The sequence below is a fragment of the Pseudomonas putida genome (genome assembly GCF_028682635.1).
Classification (GTDB): domain Bacteria; phylum Pseudomonadota; class Gammaproteobacteria; order Pseudomonadales; family Pseudomonadaceae; genus Aquipseudomonas; species Aquipseudomonas putida_AE.
In genome coordinates this window covers 202,262-223,412 of record NZ_JANHLK010000004.1, presented here as the reverse complement: position 1 = coordinate 223,412, position 21,151 = coordinate 202,262, and the positions used below count along the sequence as shown (strand labels likewise).

Annotated in this window: 16 protein-coding genes; 6 read left to right on the top strand and 10 right to left on the bottom strand. The window is 60.0% G+C overall.

Annotated elements, in window-relative coordinates:
- Window positions 1–371: 371 nt before the first annotated feature.
- Window positions 372–1,955: a peptide chain release factor 3 gene (locus tag NPS56_RS07080; RefSeq protein WP_060541686.1), complete on the top strand. Its 1,584-nt coding sequence runs from the start codon at window positions 372–374 to the stop codon at window positions 1,953–1,955.
- A gap of 324 nt (window positions 1,956–2,279) precedes the next feature.
- Window positions 2,280–2,537, top strand: coding sequence for a hypothetical protein (locus NPS56_RS07075; protein WP_274074044.1), 258 nt, complete (start codon window positions 2,280–2,282; stop codon window positions 2,535–2,537).
- A gap of 134 nt (window positions 2,538–2,671) precedes the next feature.
- Here NPS56_RS07075 and NPS56_RS07070 read toward each other — a convergent pair whose 3' ends face one another.
- From NPS56_RS07070 to NPS56_RS07025, 10 genes are all read right to left on the bottom strand, one after another.
- Window positions 2,672–3,859 (bottom strand): hypothetical protein, encoded by a 1,188-nt coding sequence (locus tag NPS56_RS07070; protein ID WP_274074043.1) that lies wholly within the window; start codon window positions 3,857–3,859, stop codon window positions 2,672–2,674.
- A 220-nt stretch (window positions 3,860–4,079) separates the two neighbouring features.
- On the bottom strand, window positions 4,080–5,060 hold the full coding sequence (locus tag NPS56_RS07065; RefSeq protein WP_274074042.1) for a peptide ABC transporter ATP-binding protein: 981 nt from the start codon (window positions 5,058–5,060) through the stop codon (window positions 4,080–4,082).
- Window positions 5,060–6,028: an ABC transporter ATP-binding protein gene (locus tag NPS56_RS07060; protein WP_274074041.1), complete on the bottom strand. Its 969-nt coding sequence runs from the start codon at window positions 6,026–6,028 to the stop codon at window positions 5,060–5,062. Before NPS56_RS07060 ends, NPS56_RS07065 begins: the two co-directional genes overlap by 1 nt.
- Window positions 6,029–6,038: 10 nt before the next feature.
- Complete coding sequence (locus tag NPS56_RS07055) at window positions 6,039–6,965, bottom strand: ABC transporter permease subunit (RefSeq protein ID WP_274074040.1); 927 nt, start codon at window positions 6,963–6,965, stop codon at window positions 6,039–6,041.
- 10 nt (window positions 6,966–6,975) lie between these two features.
- Window positions 6,976–7,986 (bottom strand): ABC transporter permease subunit, encoded by a 1,011-nt coding sequence (locus NPS56_RS07050; RefSeq protein WP_274074039.1) that lies wholly within the window; start codon window positions 7,984–7,986, stop codon window positions 6,976–6,978.
- A gap of 73 nt (window positions 7,987–8,059) precedes the next feature.
- Entirely contained in the window at window positions 8,060–9,655 is a 1,596-nt protein-coding gene (locus NPS56_RS07045; RefSeq protein WP_274074038.1) for an ABC transporter substrate-binding protein, read from the bottom strand.
- Between the two features lie 79 nt (window positions 9,656–9,734).
- Window positions 9,735–11,168: an OprD family porin gene (locus NPS56_RS07040; protein WP_274074037.1), complete on the bottom strand. Its 1,434-nt coding sequence runs from the start codon at window positions 11,166–11,168 to the stop codon at window positions 9,735–9,737.
- A gap of 173 nt (window positions 11,169–11,341) precedes the next feature.
- Window positions 11,342–12,943 carry an ABC transporter substrate-binding protein gene (locus NPS56_RS07035; RefSeq protein ID WP_274074036.1) on the bottom strand — a complete coding sequence of 534 codons (1,602 nt, stop codon included), beginning with the start codon at window positions 12,941–12,943 and terminating at the stop codon, window positions 11,342–11,344.
- A 294-nt stretch (window positions 12,944–13,237) separates the two neighbouring features.
- Window positions 13,238–14,863: an ABC transporter substrate-binding protein gene (locus NPS56_RS07030; RefSeq protein ID WP_212625801.1), complete on the bottom strand. Its 1,626-nt coding sequence runs from the start codon at window positions 14,861–14,863 to the stop codon at window positions 13,238–13,240.
- 555 nt (window positions 14,864–15,418) lie between these two features.
- Window positions 15,419–16,135, bottom strand: a complete 717-nt coding sequence (locus tag NPS56_RS07025; protein WP_274074035.1) for an SIMPL domain-containing protein — start codon at window positions 16,133–16,135, stop codon at window positions 15,419–15,421.
- Window positions 16,136–16,403: 268 nt separating this feature from the next.
- On the opposite strand from NPS56_RS07025, the gene NPS56_RS07020 reads away from it, so the two are divergent.
- The 4 genes from NPS56_RS07020 to NPS56_RS07005 all read left to right on the top strand — a co-directional run bounded on the left by NPS56_RS07020 (window position 16,404) and on the right by NPS56_RS07005 (window position 20,877).
- Window positions 16,404–17,666 carry an ATP-binding protein gene (locus NPS56_RS07020; RefSeq protein ID WP_274074034.1) on the top strand — a complete coding sequence of 421 codons (1,263 nt, stop codon included), beginning with the start codon at window positions 16,404–16,406 and terminating at the stop codon, window positions 17,664–17,666.
- Window positions 17,659–18,219, top strand: coding sequence for a response regulator transcription factor (locus NPS56_RS07015; protein WP_008057484.1), 561 nt, complete (start codon window positions 17,659–17,661; stop codon window positions 18,217–18,219). Before NPS56_RS07020 ends, NPS56_RS07015 begins: the two co-directional genes overlap by 8 nt.
- A 108-nt stretch (window positions 18,220–18,327) precedes the next feature.
- A complete protein-coding gene (locus tag NPS56_RS07010) occupies window positions 18,328–20,055 on the top strand; it encodes an ABC transporter ATP-binding protein/permease (RefSeq protein WP_274074033.1) in 1,728 nt (575 codons plus the stop codon).
- Window positions 20,056–20,127: 72 nt separating this feature from the next.
- Entirely contained in the window at window positions 20,128–20,877 is a 750-nt protein-coding gene (locus NPS56_RS07005) for a FadR/GntR family transcriptional regulator (RefSeq protein ID WP_274074032.1), read from the top strand.
- The last annotated feature ends 274 nt before the right edge of the window (window positions 20,878–21,151 follow it).

The window sequence follows — 21,151 nt, the reverse complement described above, 5'->3', positions numbered from 1 at the left end:
AGTGATCGCGAGATGCAGCTCATGCCAAGCGCTTTCCACTGTTGGAGCGAGCTTGCTCGCGAAAAAAGTCCAGACAACGCGTACATACAGGTGCCCAGCGTTATCGTTGACGTCCATCGCGAGCAAGCTCGCTCCTACAGAGGGCTAGCGCACGGCTATCGAGCCATGAGCACAGCCTCGTCAGGCTGAAATGCGGGTGTTTCAGGCCCCCGACGAGTGGTCGTTACGGGGGAGTGGACGTCTCCGTGCTTTAAAAGGTTCCCATCTACGGCAGCATTTGGCCACCCCTGATGTGCTCAACGGTTCGGTTATTGACTCAACTTGGGCTATAATCTGCGCCCTTTTTTGAATCACCTGCCAGGCGATTTCCCATGACCAAACAGGCCGCCGAAGTCGCGAAACGCCGCACTTTCGCCATTATTTCCCACCCCGATGCCGGTAAGACCACCATCACCGAGAAGCTCTTGCTGATGGGCAAGGCGATTGCGGTAGCCGGTACGGTGAAATCTCGTAAATCCGACCGCCATGCCACCTCCGACTGGATGGAAATGGAAAAACAACGGGGTATTTCCATTACCACGTCGGTCATGCAGTTCCCGTATCGCGAGCACATGATCAACCTGCTCGACACCCCGGGCCACGAAGACTTTTCCGAAGACACCTACCGCACCCTGACGGCAGTGGACTCGGCCTTGATGGTCCTCGACGGCGGTAAGGGCGTTGAGCCACGGACCATCGCCCTGATGGACGTCTGCCGTCTGCGTGACACGCCGATCGTCAGCTTCATCAACAAACTCGACCGTGACATCCGCGACCCGATCGAACTGCTCGACGAAATCGAAGCGGTCCTCAAGATCAAGGCCGCGCCGATCACCTGGCCGATCGGCTGCTACCGTGATTTTAAAGGCGTGTATCACCTCGCCGACGACTACATCATCGTCTACACCGCCGGTCACGGCCACGAACGTACCGAAACCAAGATCATCGAGAAGCTCGATTCCGATGAAGCCCGCGCCCACCTGGGTGACGAGTACGAGCGTTTCATCGAGCAGCTGGAGCTGGTGCAGGGTGCCTGCCACGAGTTCAACCAGCAGGAATTCCTCGATGGCCAGCTGACCCCGGTGTTCTTCGGTACCGCACTGGGCAACTTCGGTGTCGACCACGTCCTCGACGCTGTCGTTGATTGGGCTCCGCGCCCACTGGCCCGGGTGGCCAACGAGCGCACCGTGGAGCCGGTGGAAGAGAAGTTCTCGGGCTTCATCTTCAAGATCCAGGCGAACATGGACCCGAAACACCGCGACCGTATCGCCTTCATGCGCATCTGCTCCGGCAAGTACGAAAAAGGCATGAAGATGCGCCACGTGCGCACCGGCAAGGACGTGCGCATCGGCGATGCGCTGACCTTCTTCTCCTCCGAGCGTGAGCAACTGGAAGAAGCGTTTGCCGGGGACATCATCGGCCTGCACAACCACGGCACCATCCAGATCGGCGACACCTTCAGCGAAGGCGAAGTCCTGGGCTTCACCGGCATCCCGCACTTCGCGCCGGAACTGTTCCGCCGCGTACGCCTGAAGGACCCGCTGAAATCCAAGCAACTGCGCCAGGGCCTGCAACAGCTGGCCGAAGAAGGCGCGACCCAGGTGTTCTTCCCGGAACGCAGCAACGACATCATCCTCGGCGCCGTCGGTGTGCTTCAGTTCGACGTAGTCGCCAGCCGCCTGAAGGAGGAATACAAGGTCGAGTGCTCCTACGAGCCAATCACCGTTTATTCCGCGCGCTGGATCGAATGCAGCGACAAGAAGAAGCTTGAGGAATTCTCCAACAAGGCCGTGGAAAACCTGGCACTGGACGGCGGCGGTCACCTGACCTACCTCGCGCCTACCCGGGTCAACCTGGCCCTGATGGAAGAGCGCTGGCCGGACGTGAAATTCCGCGCGACGCGCGAGCATCACTAAGCGTTAAGTTGAAATACCCAAAACCCCGTTGCGAAAGCTGCGGGGTTTTTTGTTACCACACGGTTCAATGTGGGAGCGGGCTTGCTCGCGAAAGCGGAGTGTCAGTCAACATTGATATTGGGTGTGATGGACTCTTCGCGAGCAAGCCCGCTCCCACACTGGACAGTGTTGTTATTGAGTTTGGGTATAACCCTTATTCAAAACCAGTCTCTACATTCATGGCATTTCCGCCCATCCGTTAGCGTCCTATCTGGAGAACCGGGCTGATCGCGACTAGATTTAATCAGCGCCAGACAGGCACTCTACGAAAGGATGGACTCGGCTATGAACAGGTTGCTACGCGTTGTGTTGCTGTTGAAGGTGTTGGTGATGTTGGCCCTCGGCAGTTCGGCGGTCTGGGCCGAGTGCGAGGATCATGAAACCCAGGCGGCGAGCGGGCAGGGGACCCACGGTGAGCTGATGATCGCCAAGTCCGAATCGGAACCGGGCGACAAGGGGCAGGGTGGTGCCGACAACGATGATGACTCGACCACCGATGAACCGGACTCCGACGATTCGGACGAAGGCGATAGCCAGACGTAAATGGCAGACAAAACAACCCCCCTGTAGGAGCGAGCTTGCTCGCGATGGACGTCAACGATGACACGTGCTTTCAGGAAGAATGCGGCGTGTTTGAGTGCATCGCGAGCAACCTCGCTCCTACAGGAGTTCTGGGCTCAGGCTTGAAGCCCGTAGACCACTGGCCCGTGATGACCGAAGTCGATGAACGCCTCGGCGCCAACGATAATTCGAGCAGCGCTCTGGACCTTCACATCCCACGCCAACCCTCCTGAAGGACCAAAGGAAACCCACCCGGACCCGGACCGGCCGAAGCGGGTGTCATGCTCTCCATTGGGCAACAACCTGCCAGCGATGATATGCAGTGCCCGATTGTGACCGACCACGACAATCTTGCCATCCGGCTGCTGGGCCAAGGATCTCCAGAATGTTTCAGGACCGGTGTCGGTCAATACCGGACGCCCGCCATTCCACTCCTTGTCGGGGAGACCGTCTGCGGTAAATCTCATCACCATGCCGATGGTATCCAGCAGACCGCCAGCACACACCAGCTTGCCATCAGCCTGTGCGATGAGTTGACGCATTCTGAGTGAGCCATCCGTTATTGCGAAGAAAGCAAAGCCATCGACACCAAATTGGCTATCGATCTTCCCTTGCAGATCATAACGTGCAAGAAAGAGCTGACCGGATAGGGTGGTCCCGCCAACAACTATTTTTCCGCCTTGAATCACAACGCTGTTAACACGGATGAAGTCATCCCCGTTTTCGATCTCGATAAAACCCCTCGTGCCGAAACCGGTATCGAGTTCACCATTACCGTGCAGGCGCACCAGCAGTGACCCTTGGGATTCACTGATGTAATAGGTGAACGACACAAGCACTTTTCCATCAGCCTGCAGACAACCGTCGATCAACTCCACTTGGGAATAATCATGCTGTGCCACAGGAACAACGACACTGCCAAAGACCAGGTCAGGGCTGCCGTTGGCATTAAAGCGTCTCAGTGCTGCCCGGCGGATACCGTCGGGTTCCCGGGTCTCGCCGATCACCAGGATCTTGCAATCGTCCTGCAGTAGCAAGCGCACCGGCGTTGCCTGTTTGCCGCGGACAAACTGCCACTCACCGGTGTTGCCGTCATGACCAAAGTTCGTGTCCTTGATACCGTCAAAATCGGTGCGGTACAGAGTGAAACCCTTTCCCTGCTGGGTAGCGTAGGTCAGGGCACCTTCAGCCGATAACACAACGGCCCTGACCGAGCCGGCCAGAAAGTCGGGGCGGATCTGGCCAAAATCACCAAATCCCGGGTCTAGCTGACCAGCGTTTTCGATTGTTGTTTGAATTTCCATGATGCTTGCACCTGTCCCTGTCGTTTGAATGTTTCCGGGTCTACGCCTTGTGTCGCGTGACTCTCCGACGGGATTCAAACAAAACGGCTGGGCGTGCGTAACTGTCAGAAAAGACAGTGCACTTGTGCAAACAAAAGAAAAACCCCTCCTCCCTCGATTGATGGCAATCGAAAGAGAAGGGGTTTGCCTGATTAAAGCGCCTCAGTGACCGAGGCGTTATTTACGCCGCGCCGTCGAGGAATTGCTCGGCGTAATGGCAAGCCACCTGGCGACTGTCGAGCAGGCGCAAGGCCGGCTCTTCAGTGCTGCAACGCTCGGTGGCGTAAGGGCAGCGCTTGTGGAAAGCGCAGCCGGCGGGCGGGTTCAGCGGGTTGGGCAACTCGCCGACGATCTTGATTTTCGGTTTGTCCGGGTCCGGGTGGATGGTCGGCGTGGCCGACAACAGCGCCTGGGTGTACGGGTGCAGGGGACGGGTGTAGATGTCTTCCTTGGGACCCATTTCCACCGGGCGGCCGAGGTACATCACCATCACGTGGTCGGCGACGTGACGCACCACCGCCAGGTTGTGGGAGATGAACACGTAGGCGGTGTTGAACTCTTGCTGCAGGTCCATGAACAGGTTGAGCACCTGCGCCTGGATCGACACGTCCAGCGCCGAGGTCGGTTCGTCCGCCACCAGCACTTTCGGTTGCAGCATCATGGCGCGGGCCAGGGCGATCCGCTGACGCTGACCGCCGGAGAACATGTGCGGATAGCGCTGGTAGTGCTCGGGACGCAAGCCCACCTGCTTCATCATCGCCTGGACTTTTTCGCGACGTTCGGTGGCCGACAGGTTGGTGCTGATCAGCAAGGGTTCTGCCAGCTGATCACCGATTTTCTGCCGTGGGTTCAACGAGGCGTATGGGCTCTGGAACACCATCTGCACGTCTTTACGCAGTTGCTTGCGCTGGGCCTTGTCGGCGCCGGCGACTTCCTGGCCGGCGATTTTCAGGGAGCCGGAGGACGGCTCCTCGATCAGGGTCAGGGCACGGGCCAGGGTGGACTTGCCACAGCCCGACTCACCCACCACGGCGAGGGTCTTGCCGGCTTCCAGTTCGAACGACACCCCGTTGAGGGCGCGCACGGTAGCGTGACCCTTGAACAGGCCACGGGACACTTCGTAGTGACGGGTCAGGTCGCGGGCGGTAAGTACGACGGCCATTACGCCACCTCCTGGTTCAGCGGGTAGAAGCAGCGGGCGAGGCTGTTGCTTTTCGGGTCAAGGGCCGGACGCTGCACACGGCAGTTGTCCTGCACGTACGGGCAGCGCGGCGACAGCAGGCAGCCCTGCGGACGGTCGTAGCGACCGGGAACGATGCCCGGCAGGGTCGACAGGCGCGAGGCGCCCAGGCTGTGTTCCGGAATCGCCTTGAGCAGCGCTTCGCTGTACGGGTGCGCCGGAATGTCGAACAGTTGCGGCACCTGGCCGACTTCGACGGCTTGGCCGGCGTACATCACGCACACGCGCTGGGCGGTTTCGGCCACGACCGCGAGGTCGTGGGTGATCAGCACCAGGCCCATGTTCTGCTCTTTCTGCAACGCCAGCAGCAGATCCATGATCTGCGCCTGGATCGTTACGTCCAGCGCTGTGGTCGGTTCGTCGGCGATCAGCAGTTTCGGCTCGCCGGCAATCGCCATGGCGATCGCGACGCGCTGGCTCATGCCACCGGACAGTTGGTGCGGGTAGGCGTCCATGCGGCTGGCCGCGCCCGGGATTTCCACTTTTTCCAGCAACTCGATGGCGCGCTTGCGCGCGGCCTTGCCGGACATTTTCAAGTGCAGGCGCAGCACTTCTTCGATCTGGAAACCGACGGTGTAGCTCGGGTTCAGCGCGGTCATCGGGTCCTGGAAGACCATCGACAGGTCCTTGCCGACGATCTGCCGACGCTGACGGTTGCTGAGCTTGAGCATGTCCTTGCCGTCGAAGCTGAGCGAGTCGGCGGTGACGATGCCGGGATGTTCGATCAGGCCCATCAGCGCCATCATGGTCACGGATTTACCCGAACCCGACTCGCCAACGATGGCCAGCACTTCGCCCTTGTCCACTTTCAGGTCGAGGCCATCGACCACGGGCGTGGCGTTCTTGTCGCCGAAGCGAACGTTGAGATTCTTGATTTCTAACAGTGACATTGGAATCTCCTCAGGCGGCGTTCTTGAGTTTCGGGTCCAGCGCGTCGCGCAGGCCGTCACCCATCAAGTTGATTGCCAGCACGCTGAGCAAAATGGTCAAACCAGGCAGGCTCACGACCCACCAGGCGCGTTCGATGTAGTCACGGGCCGAGGCCAGCATGGTGCCCCACTCAGGGGTTGGCGGCTGAACGCCAAGGCCGAGGAAGCCCAGTGCGGCGGCATCGAGAATCGCCGAGGAGAAGCTCAGGGTGGCCTGGACGATCAGCGGCGCCATGCAGTTGGGCAGCACGGTGACGAACATCAGGCGTGGCAGGCCGGCACCGGCCAGGCGCGCGGCGGTCACGTAGTCGCGGTTCAGTTCACCCATCACCGCGGCGCGGGTCAGGCGCACGTAGGACGGCAGGGACACCACGGCGATGGCGATCACGGTGTTGATCAGGCCAGGGCCGAGGATGGCGACGATCGCCACGGCCAGCAGCAGGGACGGCAGGGCCAGCATGATGTCCATCAGGCGCATGATGGTCGGGCCGACCGCTTTCGGGAAGAAGCCGGCGAACAGGCCCAGCAGGATCCCCGGTATCAGCGACATCACCACCGACGACAAGCCGATCAGCAGCGACAGGCGCGAACCCTGGATCAGGCGCGACAGCAGGTCGCGACCCAGTTCATCGGTCCCCAGCAGGAACTGGATCTGCCCGCCTTCCAGCCAGGCTGGCGGGGTGAGCAGGAAGTCGCGGTACTGCTCGCTCGGGTCATGGGGGGCAACCCACGGGGCGAAGATGGCGCAGAAAATCACCAGCAGCATGAACATCAGGCCGGCAACGGCACCTTTGTTCCTGGAGAACGCTTGCCAGAATTCTTTATACGGCGACGGATACAGCAGGCTTTGATCCACGGCGGACGTGGTGGTGGCTACTGAGGATGTTGGAGTGCTCATGGTATTGACCTCAGCGCTGATGACGGATGCGTGGGTTGGCAAAGCCGTAGAGGATGTCCACTACGAAGTTGACCAGAATCACCAGGCAGGCGATTAACAGGATGCCGTTTTGTACGACGGGGTAGTCACGGGCACCAATGGCTTCGATCAGCCATTTGCCGATGCCCGGCCAGGAGAAGATGGTCTCGGTCAGGACCGCACCGGCCAGCAGGGTGCCGACTTGCAGGCCGACCACGGTCAGCACCGGAATCAGCGCGTTGCGCAGGCCGTGCACGAACACCACGCGCGACGGCGACAGGCCTTTGGCGCGGGCGGTACGGATGTAGTCTTCACGCAGCACTTCGAGCATCGACGAACGGGTCATCCGCGCAATTACCGCCAGCGGGATGGTGCCCAGCACGATGGCCGGCAGGATCAGGTGATGCAGGGCATCGAAGAACGCGCCGACGTCATCGGCCAGCAGCGTATCGATCAGCATGAAGCCGGTGCGCGGCTCGATGTCATAGAGCAGGTCGATCCGCCCGGACACCGGGGTCCAGCCCAGGGACACCGAGAAGAACATGATCAGGATCAGGCCCCACCAGAAGATCGGCATCGAGTATCCCGCCAGGGAGATGCCCATCACCCCATGGTCGAACAGGGACCCTCGCTTGAGGGCCGCGATCACCCCGGCCAGCAGGCCCAGGATGCCGGCGAACAGCAGGGCGGCCATGGACAGTTCCAGGGTCGCAGGGAAGAGGGAGGTGAACTCGTTCCAGACGCTTTCACGGGTACGCAGGGATTCCCCGAGATCGCCGTGGGCCAGTTTGCCGATGTAATCCAGGTACTGGGCATACAGGGGTTTGTTCAGACCTAGGCGTTCCATTGCCTGAGCGTGCATTTCCGGGTCGACTCTGCGTTCGCCCATCATGACTTCCACGGGGTCGCCAGGGATCATGCGAATCAACGCGAATGTCAGCAAGGTGATGCCGAAGAACGTGGGGATCAGTAACCCCAGTCGGCGGGCAATAAAACTAAACATCGTAAGGTGTACCTCATCAGCCGGTTAGGCGTGCCCGGCATGCCAGGGTGCGGCAATGCCGGGAGTTTCTTATCTACTTCACCTGGGTGGTGGCGAAGTTATTGGTGGTGAGCGGGCTAATCTGGTAGCCCTCTACGTTGTTGCGCATTGCGGTAAACATTCTAGTGTGTGCGAGGCTGATCCATGGCTGGTCCTGGTTAAAGATAACCTGAGCCTGTTCGTACAGCGCTGCACGCTCGGCCGGGTCGGTTTTTTCACGGGCCTGGTCAAGCAGGGCCTGGAATTTTTCATTGCACCAGCGAGCGTAGTTTTCGCCGTTCTTCGCGGCCTCGCAACTGAGCATAGGCGTCAGGAAGTTATCCGGGTCGCCGTTATCGCCCGCCCATCCGGCGGAAACCATGTCGTGCTCGCCGTTTTTCGCGCGCTTGAGCATCTCGCCCCATTCCATTACGCGGATGTCGATCTTGATCCCGACCTTGGCCAGGTCGGCCTGCATCATCTGCGCGGCAAGCATCGGGTTCGGGTTGGTTGCGCCGCCACCGTTGCGGGTGAACAGGGTGAAGGTGGTGCCTTCCGGTACGCCGGCTTCCTTGAGCAGGGCGCGCGCCTTGTCCAGGTCGCGGGTCGGGTTTTTCAGCGTGTGGTTGTAGCCCAGCAGGGTGTCCGGGTACGGGTTGACCGCCACGGTGGCATTGCCCTTGCCGAACAGCGCGTTGACCGCGGCTTCCTTGTCGAACGCGATGTCGATGGCCTTGCGCACGCGCGCATCGCTCAAGTACTTGTGCGTGGTGTTGATGGCGATGTAGGCGACGGTCATCGCGTTCATTTCCTCGACCTTCAGGTTCGAGTCTTTCTTGATGCTCGGGATGTCATCCGGCTTCGGATACAGCGCGACCTGGCATTCGTTGGCCTTGAGCTTCTGCAGGCGCACGTTGTTGTCGGTGGCGATGGCCAGGATCAGCGAATCGGCCGGCGGCTTGCCACGGAAGTAGTCCGGGTTGGCCTTGAAGCGAACCTGGGCGTCCTTGTTGTAGCGCTGGAAGACGAACGGCCCGGTGCCGATCGGCTTGCTGTTGAGGTCGCCGGTCTTGTTGGCCTTGAGCAGCTGGTCGGCGTACTCGGCCGGGTAGATCGAGGAGAACGCCATGGCGATGTCGGCCAGGAACGGCGCTTCGCGGCGGGTCAGGGTGAACTTGACCGTGTTGTCGTCGACCTTCTCGACGCTCTTGAGCAGCTCTTTGAAGCCCATGCTTTCAAAGTACGGGAAACCGACGCTCGAGAGCTTGTGCCACGGATGGTTCGGGTCCAGCTGGCGCTGGAAGCTCCAGACCACGTCGTCGGCATTCATGTCGCGGGTCGGCTTGAAGTAGTCGGTGGTGTGGAACTTGACGCCTTTGCGCAAGTGGAAGGTGTAGGTCAGGCCGTCTTCACTGATGTCCCAGGATTCGGCCAGGGCCGGAATCACCTCGGTGGTCCCTGGTTTGAAGTCCGCCAGGCGATTGAAGATGGTTTCGGCCACCGCATCGGCTGTGACTGCAGTCGTGTACTGGACCATGTCGAAGCCTTCGGGGCTGTTTTCGGTACAGACCACCAGCGGCTTGGCCGATACACCCACCGCGACACTCAGCAAGGCGGCCGCGATGGCCGCGCGTAGGGGAAGCATTTTCATCAAGAACCCTCTGCAATCGGTTTAAGGACAATAGTCGGACGGCTGATTCGTCGCTGAATCAGCCATCCGGCGGGTGCATTTACAGGATGTTGAACGGAACCGTGGTCACCAGACGGAACTCGTTGATGCTGCCATCAGCCTGGTTTTCACTGGCGCGGTGAGCGGTGTAGGTGCCACGGATAGTGGTGGCCTTGAACGGACCGCTCTGCACGGCGTAGGTTGCACCGATGCCGTATTCGTAGTGGTGTTCGCCGTCTTGCGACTGGATACCGTCGTAGCCCTTGTCCGCCACGCCCTTGTTGCCGGTGTAGTGGGTACCGTCGATGCCCCAGCCACGTGCCTGGTAGATGTTGAACTTCAGGCCGGGTACGCCGTACTCGGCCATGTTCAGGCCGTAGGCGATCTGGAACGACTTCTCGTTCGGGCCGTTGAAGTCCGACAGCAGGGAGTTGGCCAGGTAGATGCCGTTGGTTTCGTGCAGGTAGTCGAAGTACTCGTTACCGTTCACTTCCTGGTACGAGAAGGTCAGGGTGTGCGCCTGATGAGTCAGGCCGAATGACAGGGAGTAGGTGTCGTTGTCGATGTCGCCGATCAGTGCTTTGCCTTCTTCCTGGGTCTTGTAGTAGTTCAGGCCGGTGGTCAGGCTCAGGACCTGGCTGTCACCCAGTACGTGGGTGGCGCCGAAGTAGTACTGGTTCCAGATGTCTTCGGCCTGGGTGGCCCAGAGGCTGGTGGTCAGGCTGGCGAACGGGGTGTAGGTGATGCCGCCGGTGTAGACGTGATCGGTTTCAACGATGCCGTTGGCGTATTCGGTGCGGAACTTGCGCTGGCTTTCTTCGGTACGCGGAGAGTTGCGATCGAAGGTGGCCAGGTCGAATTGCAGGTTGTTCAGCTCTTCACTGTGGATCGCCACACCCTGGAAGCTCGAAGGCAGCGCACGGTTACCGATGACGTCGACCATCGGGCTGCTGAAGTTCTGGCGACCGGCAGTCAGGGTGGTGTTGGAAATACGCGCCTTGACGTTGGCCAGGCCCAGCTTGCTCCACTGGCCAACGGCGTCGCCGCCTTCTTCGGTCAGGGTACGGTTGTTGCCCGCGCCTGGGCGAGTGCCCGGTGCGCCGCCGTTGTTGGACGCCAGGTCCTTGCGGTCCTGGTCCAGGGCGATGGCGTTGTAGGCCGCGACTTCAGTGCTGAAACCGAGGGCACCTTCGGTGAAGCCCGAGTTGTACTTGACGATCGTGCCTTGAACCCAGTTGATACGGCGGTCAGTCGGGGTCGAAACGCCGTCTTTCTTGTAGGAAAATTTGGCCCCACGTTTCAGTTGTTCGTTGGCGTACCAGTTACGGGTCGTGCCGCTGATCGACTGGCCTTCCAGGAAGCCGGTTGCTTCGCTCTGGGCGCTTTTTTCATTCAGGGTAACCGGGGTATACGCCTGGCTTTGGGTTTCAGCGTATGCCGTGGCGGTTACGCTGCTAATGGCCAGGGCCAGTATCGCAGTGCTGCTCAGTTTCATGGGTGAAGCTCCTTACTTTCTATTATTAATGCCGGTCTTTTTTGGTGATCCGGCTATTTGCTTTGGAACACTTGCACACATCGCAAACGTTTGCTGTGGACCAGAATGGCGAATGACGGCAATACGCTTGCGTGGAGGCGCAATGCGCCCCCAGCGTTTTCAGCTACACGGTTTTATTTTTCGATGCCGACACCCGAGAACACGTTGCGACCGAAGGGGCTGACCTTGAACCCTTCGACTTTGGCGCTCAACGGCTGGTTGACCGTCGAGTGGGCGACCGGCGTGATCGGTACCTGCTGCTTGAGGTACTGCTGCGCCTGTTTGTAGAGCACGGTGCGCTGGTCGCGGTCGGTCACGACCTTGGCCTGCTTGATCAGCTTGTCGTAAGCCGGATCACACCACATGGAGTAGTTGTTGCCGCCAATGGCGTCGCAGCTGTACAGCGTGCCGAGCCAGTTGTCCGGGTCACCGTTGTCGCCGGTCCAGCCGATCAGGCTGATATCGTGCTCGCCATTCTTGGTGCGCTTGATGTACTCGCCCCATTCGTAGCTGACGATCTTGACCTTGAGGCCGATCTTCGCCCAGTCAGCCTGGAGCATCTCGGCCATCAACTTGGCGTTGGGGTTGTAGGGGCGCTGTACGGGCATGGCCCACAGGGTGATTTCGGTGCCTTCCTTGACGCCGGCAGCCTTGAGCAGTTCCTTGGCTTTTTCCGGGTTGTAGGCGGCGTCCTGGATACTGTCGTCGTAGGACCATTGGGTCGGCGGCATGGCGTTGACCGCCAGTTGCCCCGCACCCTGGTAAACGGCGTTGAGAATGCTTTGCTTGTTCACCGCCATGTCCAGCGCCTGGCGCACTTCGAGCTGGTCGAAGGGCTTGTGCCGTACGTTGTAGGCGATGTAACCCAGGTTGAAGCCGGGCTTTTCGATCAACTGCAGCGCGGGGTCGTTTTTCAGCGCAGTCACGTCGGCGGGGCGCGGGTGCAGGGTGACCTGGCACTCGTTGGCCTTGAGCTTCTGCACGCGCACCGAGGCGTCGGTGTTGATGGCGAAAATCAGATTGTCGAGCTTGACCCGGTCAGGGGCCCAGTATTGCTTGTTGCCGGTGTAACGGATGTTTGAGTCTTTCTGGTAGCTCTTGAACACGAACGGCCCGGTGCCGATCGGCTTCTGGTTGATGTCGCTCGGCTTGCCTTCCGCGAGCAGCTTGTCGGCGTACTCGGCGGAGAGAATCGCGGCGAAGCTCATGGCGATGTTCTGGATGAACGCGGCATCCACGCTGTTGAGCGTCATGACCACGGTCAGCGGCCCGGTCTTTTCGACCTTGGCGATATTCTTGTTCAGGCTCATCCCGTTGAAATAGGGGAATTCGGTCGGATAGGCCTTACGGAACGGTTGCTGCGGATCGAGCATGCGATTGAAGGTGAACAGCACGTCGTCAGCGTTGAAGTCGCGGGTCGGCGTGAAGTACTTGGTCGTGTGAAATTTCACCCCGGGACGCAGGTGAAAAGTGTACTTGAGGCCGTCCTCGGAAATATCCCAACTCGTGGCCAGGCCCGGTACGACATTGGTCGAGCCTTTTTCGAACTCGGCCAGGCGGTTGTACAGCGGTTCGGCGGCGTCGTTATCGGTCGCGGTGGTGTATTGCGCGGTGTCGAAGCCGGCGGGGCTGCCTTCGGAACAGAACACCAGGCTATTGGAGGCAGCCTGGCTCATGGACGTGGCGGCCAACAGGCCCGCGCCCAGCAATGCGGATAAAACCAAGGTATGGCGCATGACGCTCTCTCTTGTTCAGTGTTTGACAATGAGAACTCCGGGTAAAGGGAGGCCTCATCGGTCTCAATCCATGACGTGCAGCAAAACCGATGACCCACGCATGAACTGGTCGAATCCCGACGGTATGAACCGTGGGTCCGGCAGTAAATACGAAGAGTCCTAAAGACTCGTAGGAAAAGGCGACGCGTCCTAATGCTCTGCTGTAGGCAGCAGACGATTTGGAGGTGGGCGGATTCCTGCTTTCTCGGTCGATAACGTAACGGCGACGTCAAGAAACGTCGCCGTTACCGAACCTTATTTGCTGACGCTGACGCCGTAGAAGGAGTTCAAGCCAAACGGGCTGATCTTGAAGTCCTGCACATTGGCGCGCATGGGTTGGAACACCGTCGAGTGAGCGATAGGTGTCATTGGAACAGCATCTTTGAGGACGTGTTGCGCCTGTTTGTACAGTTCGGTGCGCTTGCCCTGGTCTGAAGTACGCTTGGCTTGTTTGACGATGTCGTCGAACTTCTTGTCGCACCACTTGGAGAAGTTGTTGCCTTCCAGCGAGTCGCAGCCGAACAGCACGTTCAGCCAGTTGTCGGGATCACCATTGTCACCGCTCCAGCCAATCAGCATCGCCTGGTTCTCGCCACCTTTGGAGCGCTTGATGTACTCGCCCCACTCGTAGCTCTGGATCTTGACCTTGAGGCCGACCTTCGCCCAGTCGGACTGCAGCATTTCTGCCATCAGCTTGGCGTTCGGGTTGTATGGACGCTGGACCGGCATCGCCCACAGAACGATTTCGGTGCCTTCTTTCACACCGGCTTCCTTGAGCAGCTCCTTGGCTTTCTCAGGGTTGTACGGCGCATCCTTGATGGTGGTGTCGTAGGACCACTGGGTCGGCGGCATGGCGTTGACGGCCAGTTGGCCGGCGCCCTGGTACACGGAGTCGATGATCTGTTGCTTGTTGACGGCCATGTCCAGTGCCTGACGCACTTTCAGTTGGGCCAACGGGTTTGGCTCGTTGCTGCCCTTGACCTTGTCCATCACGTTGTAGGCGATGTAACCCAGGTTGAAACCAGCCTGGTCAGGCAGCTTCAGGGTCTTGTCTTCGCGCAGCGCTTTCAGGTCGGCTGGACGAGGGAACAGGGTGACCTGGCACTCGTTTTTCTTCAGCTTCTGGATGCGTACCGACGGGTCGGTGGTGATGGCGAAGATCAGGTTGTCGATCTTGACGTCGTCCGGCTTCCAGTAGTCCTTGTTCCCGGTGTAGCGGATGTTGGAGTCTTTCTGGTAGCTCTTGAACACGAACGGACCAGTGCCGACCGGCTTCTGGTTGATGTCAGCGGCCTTGCCTTCTTTGAGCAGTTGGGCGGCGTACTCGGCGGACTGGATCGAGGCGAAGCTCATGGCCATGTTCTGGATGAACGCGGCATCGACGTCTTTCAGGGTGAACTTGACGGTTTTGTCGTCGACTTTATCGATCTTGGTGATGTTGGTGTCCATCCCCATGTCGGTGAAGTACGGGAATTCAGTCGGGTACGCTTTGCGGAACGGGTCATCCTTGTTAATCATGCGATTGAAGGTGAACAGCACGTCGTCCGCGTTGAACTCACGAGTCGGCTTGAAATACGGGGTGGTGTGGAACTTGACGCCTTCGCGCAGGTGGAAGGTGTAGGTCAGGCCGTCATCGGAGACGTCCCAGCTGGTCGCCAGGCCAGGAATGACGGCGGTACCGCCGCGCTCGAACTGGGTCAGGCGGTTGAACATGGTTTCGGCAGAGGCGTCGAAGTCGGTTCCGGTGGTGTATTGACCTGGATCGAAACCGGCCGGGCTCCCTTCGGAGCAGAACACCAGGTTAGTCGCAGCTTGGGCGAACGGTGCGCTAGCTAGCAAGCTGGCACCTAATAAAAACGGAATGACCGCTTGTTTAAGCATGGTGGCCTCATGATTTGTTGTCATTTTTTGATTTTGAGGACGACCTCGTGAGTCGTGCCTGCGGATACTTATGCAGGGGCCATACCCAATGCAAGATCCAGAGCGACTACAGGCATTAAACAGTGGCACGAACGTACCTTAATGTCGCATTAGTATAAAACCTGGCGCATTTGAACGTTTGCGCGGTGTTTTTGTAGTGCAACTGGCGCACCTTTATGGTGCGTTAAAGCCTTGGGCTGCCCGTGGGTGGGGCGGGGTGTTACCTATTTATACCCAGTCCTTGAGAGGGGTGTGGGACTTAATGGGAGTGGTTATCGTTGCACTGGTATTGGTCGCGGGTTGCGAGTTGTACAAGGTGCAACTTTTCATTCCAATTTGTACGACATCTCTGTAGGAGCGGCCGCAGGCTGCGATCTTTGCGGTCGCCGCTGAAATGTCTTTGAGAGCATAGAACAAGATCAAAAGATCGCAGCCTGCGGCAGCTCCTACAGTTTGAATTCGAAAAAAAACGGCGGTCACCTGAGTGATCGCCGTTTTTTGTATTCAGTTATCGAATCAAGGCATCAGCACTTCAATCGAGCCATCGGCCGTCATGCTGACCTGGCTGGTGCCGGCTTCCACTTCCGGGGTCACCGGAGCGGCGTCCATGCTGGCGGCTTTCATCATCATCGGTGCGCGCATGTACGGTTGCGGGTAACCATTGCTGTTGAAGTTCAGGTTGACGATTTTGTAACCCTTGCCGCCCAGGGCGTCAGTGGCCAGTTGGGCGCGGGCCTTGAAGGCCGTCACGGCCTCCTTCAGCAAGGCATCTTCGCTGGCCTTGCGGGTGGGGGTGGCGATGGCGAAATCCATGCCGCCCATTTTCAGGTCGCCGAGCAGTTCGCCGGTCAGCTTGGACAGGGCCGCGAAGTCCGGGCTTTCCAGACGCAGTTCGGCACGCTCGCGCCAGCCGGTGATTTTCTGGCCCTTGGCGTCGTAGATCGGGTAGCTGTTGCGGCTGCCCTGGCGCAGGGTGATGTCCTTCACTTGCTTGGCCTGGGCCAGGGCCTTGTTCATGGTGGTGCTGACGTCCGCGGCGAGTTTGGCCGGGTCGGTGTTCTGATCTTCGGTGTAGAGGGTCACGATCATCAGGTCGCGAGCCACTTCCTGGCTGACCTCGGCGCGCAGGGAAATCTGGTTGTAGTGAAGCTCGTCGGCGGCCATGGCCGGGAGGGCGGCGAGGGTGCCGGCACTCAGGGCGAGGAGGGCGGCGCTGCGGCGGAATGTGTGCATGAAGGCTCCTGGGTGGGTGCGCAGGTTGTTGGTGCGTGCCTGCGTGAAACCATCAGACTCTAGCTTTGATGATCCGGTTCGCGCACTTACAACTTTTATACAGACGATTGCAGGTGGCTGCTTCGCAGCCAATCGCGGGCAAGCCACGCTCCTGCAGGGGTATGCGTTTGAGTGTGGGAGTGTGGCCGTTTGCCGCACTTTCGCCTGCCAGCCCCCGCGCTTGGTTATACTCCCGTCGATCCGCCTGGAGCGCTCATCAGGAGAGCTCATGCTCGCCCCCGTTCAAATCACTTCCGCCACACGCCAGAATCTCTGGCGGCTGACGTTCATCCGCACCCTGGTATTGGCCGCTCAAGCTGGTTCCGTGGGCCTGGCCTACTGGTTCGAGCTGCTGCCACTGCCCTGGTTCCAATTGGCCGCGACTCTCGGCTGCTCGATGTTGCTGTGTGCTTTCACGGCCATCCGGCTGCGCACCACCTGGCCGGTCACCGAGCTCGAATACGCGGTGCAACTGGCCTGCGACCTGTTTATCCACAGTGCGTTGCTGTATTTCTCGGGTGGCTCGACCAACCCCTTCGTCTCTTATTACCTGGTGCCGCTGACCATCGCAGCCGTGACCTTGCCATGGCGTTATTCGGTGATTTTGTCGGGTATCGCCCTGACCATGTACACCTTGCTGCTGGCGCGCTTCTACCCGCTGCAAACCTTCCCGATTGCCCGGGAAAACCTGCAGGTGTACGGGATGTGGTTGAGCTTCGCGCTGGCGGCGGCAGTGATCACGTTCTTTGCCGCGCGCATGGCCGAAGAGCTGCGTCGCCAGGAAGAGCTGCGGGCCATTCGCCGGGAAGAAGGCCTGCGCGACCAGCAGCTGCTGGCCGTCGCCACCCAGGCGGCGGGCGCTGCCCATGAACTGGGCACGCCGCTGGCGACCATGAGCGTGTTGCTCAAGGAGATGCAACAGGATCATCCTGACCCGATGCTGCAGGATGACCTGAAAGTGCTGCAGGATCAGGTCAAGTTGTGCAAAGAGACCTTGCAGCAGCTGGTTCGGGCGGCGGAGGCCAATCGCCGGCTGGCCGTGCAGATGCAGGACGTCACCGACTGGCTCGACGAAGCGCTCAATCGCTGGCACCTGATGCGTCCGGAAGCCAGTTATCGCTTCCAGCGCCTGGGCCAGGGCTCGGTGCCGCGCATGGCACCACCGCCGGACCTGACCCAGGCGTTGCTCAATTTACTCAACAACGCGGCGGATGCCTGTCCCGAAGGGCTGCAAGTGACCCTGGACTGGAATGCCGAAGACTTGACCATCAGCATCCGCGACCACGGTGCGGGCGTGCCGCTGGCCATCGCCGAGCAGATCGGCAAGCCATTTTTTACCACCAAGGGCAAAGGTTTCGGCCTGGGCCTGTTTTTGAGCAAGGCCAGCGTGACACGCGCCGGCGGCTCAGTGAAACTCTACAGTCATGAGGAAGGCGGCACGCTCACCGAGCTGCGCCTGCCCCATGGCGCCCGAGGAGACGAACATGAGTGACGAAATCCAAGTTGAAGGCGAAGAACTGCCGCATTTGCTGCTGGTCGACGACGACGCGACCTTTACCCGGGTGATGGCCCGCGCCATGGCCCGCCGTGGCTTTCGCGTCAGCACCGCCGGTTCCGCCGAAGAAGGGCTGACCATCGCCCAGGCCGATCTGCCGGACTATGCCGCGCTGGACCTGAAAATGGATGGCGACTCGGGCCTGGTGCTGCTGCCCAAGTTGCTGGAAATGGACCCGGAAATGCGCGTGGTGATCCTCACCGGTTATTCGAGCATCGCCACGGCCGTCGAGGCGATCAAGCGCGGCGCCTGCAACTACCTGTGCAAGCCGGCCGACGCCGACGACGTGCTGGCGGCGCTGCTGTCCGAACACGCCGACCTCGACAGCCTGGTGCCGGAAAACCCGATGTCCGTGGACCGCCTGCAGTGGGAACACATCCAGCGCGTGTTGACCGAGCACGAAGGCAACATCTCCGCCACCGCCCGCGCCCTGGGCATGCACCGCCGCACGCTGCAGCGCAAACTGCAGAAGCGTCCCGTTCGACGCTGAACCAACGCTGAACCAACGCTGAACGAATGCGGGCCGCTCCTCGCGACAAACCGAACCGATCATCTATGATCGGTTCGTGCATGTATTTTTTCTTATCGAGCCTTATCCATGAATCAGAACGCTGAATATTCCGCGGTCAATGATGCTGTGCGCGGGCAGTTTTTTCGAAAAGTCTGGGCGATGATCACGCCTTACTGGCAGAGCGAAGAAAAGGTCAAGGCCTGGACATTGCTGATCGCCGTGATTGCGTTGTCGCTGATGAGCGTGGGCATCTCGGTGTGGTTCAACACCTGGTACAAGGATTTCTACAACGCCCTGCAGCAAAAGGACGAGGAAGCGTTCTGGCGACTGATCCTGTATTTCTGCGCGATTGCGGCGGTGGCGATCGTCGGTGCGGTGTACCGGCTCTACCTGACGCAGATGCTGACGATTCGCTGGCGGGCCTGGCTCACCGAAAAGCATTTCGCCCGCTGGCTGGGCAACAAGAATTACTACCAGCTGGAGCAGGGCGGCTACACCGATAACCCGGACCAGCGCATTTCCGAAGACCTCAACAATTTCACCTCCGACACCTTGAGCCTGGGCGTCGGACTGTTGCGCAATGTCGTCAGCCTGGTGTCGTTCTCGATCATCCTCTGGGGTGTGTCAGGGAGCATCGAGGTATTCGGGGTGACCATTCCCGGCTACATGTTCTGGTGCGTACTGGTCTACGCCGTGGTGGGTAGCTGGCTGACGCATTTGATCGGTCGCCGCCTGATCGGCCTGAACAACCGGCAACAACGCTTCGAAGCCGACCTGCGTTTCTCCATGGTGCGGATTCGCGAAAATGCCGAAAGCATCGCGCTGTACAACGGCGAGCCCAATGAGAACCGCCGCCTGACCCAGCGTTTCTCGATGGTCTGGCACAACTTCTGGGACATCATGAAGGTGTCCAAGCGCCTGACCTTCTTCACTTCGGGCTACGAGCAGGCCGCCATCATCTTCCCGTTCATGGTGGCCGCGCCACGTTATCTCTCCGGCAAGATCGAACTGGGTGAGCTGATGCAGATCAGCTCGGCGTTCGGCAATGTCCAGGACAGCTTCAGTTGGTTCATCACCGCGTACCAGAGCCTCGCCTCATGGCGCGCCACCTGCGATCGTCTGCTCAGCTTCCGTCAGGCCATGACCGACAACGAGCAACGAGCGCCAGCCATTGACGTGCAGAACGCGGGCTCGGCCTTGAAGGTGCACAACCTCGGCCTCGACCTGGCCGACGGTCGCCACCTGTTGACCAGTGCCGACATGACCGTGGAGGAGGGTGAGCGCGTCATGCTCAGCGGTCGTTCCGGCAGCGGCAAGTCGACCTTGCTGCGGGCGATGGGGCACCTGTGGCCATCGGGGCACGGCAGTATTCGCTTGCCGTCGGCGCGCTATCTGTTCCTGCCGCAAAAGCCTTACTTGCCGATTGGCACGCTGCGCGAAGCGCTGAGTTATCCACAGGCCGGCGATACCTACCCCAACGAGCGCTACGTGCACGTTCTGGAAACCTGCCGTTTGCCGCATCTGGTGGCGCGACTCGACGAAGCCAATCACTGGCAGCGCATGCTGTCGCCGGGCGAGCAGCAACGCCTGGCCTTCGCCCGTGCACTGCTTTATGCACCGCAATGGCTGTACATGGACGAAGCGACTTCGGCGATGGATGAAGAAGACGAGGCGTCGCTGTACCAGGCACTGATCGATGAGTTGCCGGGCCTGAGTATCGTCAGCGTCGGCCATCGCAGCAGCCTCAAGCGTTTCCACCCACGGCACGTTCGTATCGAGAACGGGCATTTGGTGGACCAGACCGTGACCGCCTGATGGGTGATCGTACAACCGCGTTGCGCTATGATGCGGTTTCAGCAGCCGAATTTTTCGAGACAGATGTTCACCATGGAAAACCCGAACGCCGCACCACGCCTCCCTCGCAAGCGCCGCAGCCTCGCTCAGGAACTGGTGACGGTGCTGTCCGAGCAGATCCGCGACGGTCACCTCAAGCGTGGCGACAAGTTGCCCACCGAGTCGGCGATCATGGATGCCCATGGCGTCAGCCGCACCGTGGTGCGTGAAGCGATTTCCCGTTTGCAGGCGGCGGGGCAGGTGGAAACCCGTCACGGCATAGGCACCTTCGTGCTCGACACCCCGAGCCCGAGCGGTTTTCGCATCGACCCGGCGACTGTGGTCACCCTGCGTGACGTGCTGGCGATTCTGGAACTGCGCATCAGCCTTGAAGTGGAATCCGCCGGCCTCGCCGCGCAACGCCGCAGCCCCGAGCAGTTGGCGCTGATGCGCGCGGCACTGGATGCGCTGAACGAAAGTGTTTCCCACGCCAGCGATGCCGTGGCCTCGGACTTCCAGTTCCACCTGCAGATTGCCCTGGCAACCGGCAACCGCTACTTCACCGACATCATGACCCACTTGGGTACCAGCATCATTCCGCGTACCCGCCTGAACTCCGCGCGCCTGGCCCATGACGATCAGCAGCACTACATGAATCGCCTGAGCCGCGAGCACGAAGAGATCTACGACGCCATCGCCCGCCAGGACTCCGACGCGGCGCGCGCCGCCATGCGCCTGCACCTGACCAACAGCCGCGAGCGGTTGCGTCATGCCCATGAAGAGGCTGAGGCGCAGCGCGGGTAAGCGATCTACCTCGTGTCATCCATCGTCTGGGTTATCGCTATCGCCAGCAGGCTGGCTCCCACAGGAGTACGCGTTCCAATGTGGGAGCTAGCCTGCTGGCGATAGGGCCAGCGGCCATCCCATAGATCTCTCGGTTGTTTGGGCTAATCTTCCGACAACGTATCTCCTACAAACCCGCTAGACGCCACATTCCTCTCCGCTTTCCCTATCGCTGCAAGCCTTTGAAAAACTGAGCTTGCGCTCTTCTTGTCGAACAATTTTCACCCCTGGCGAT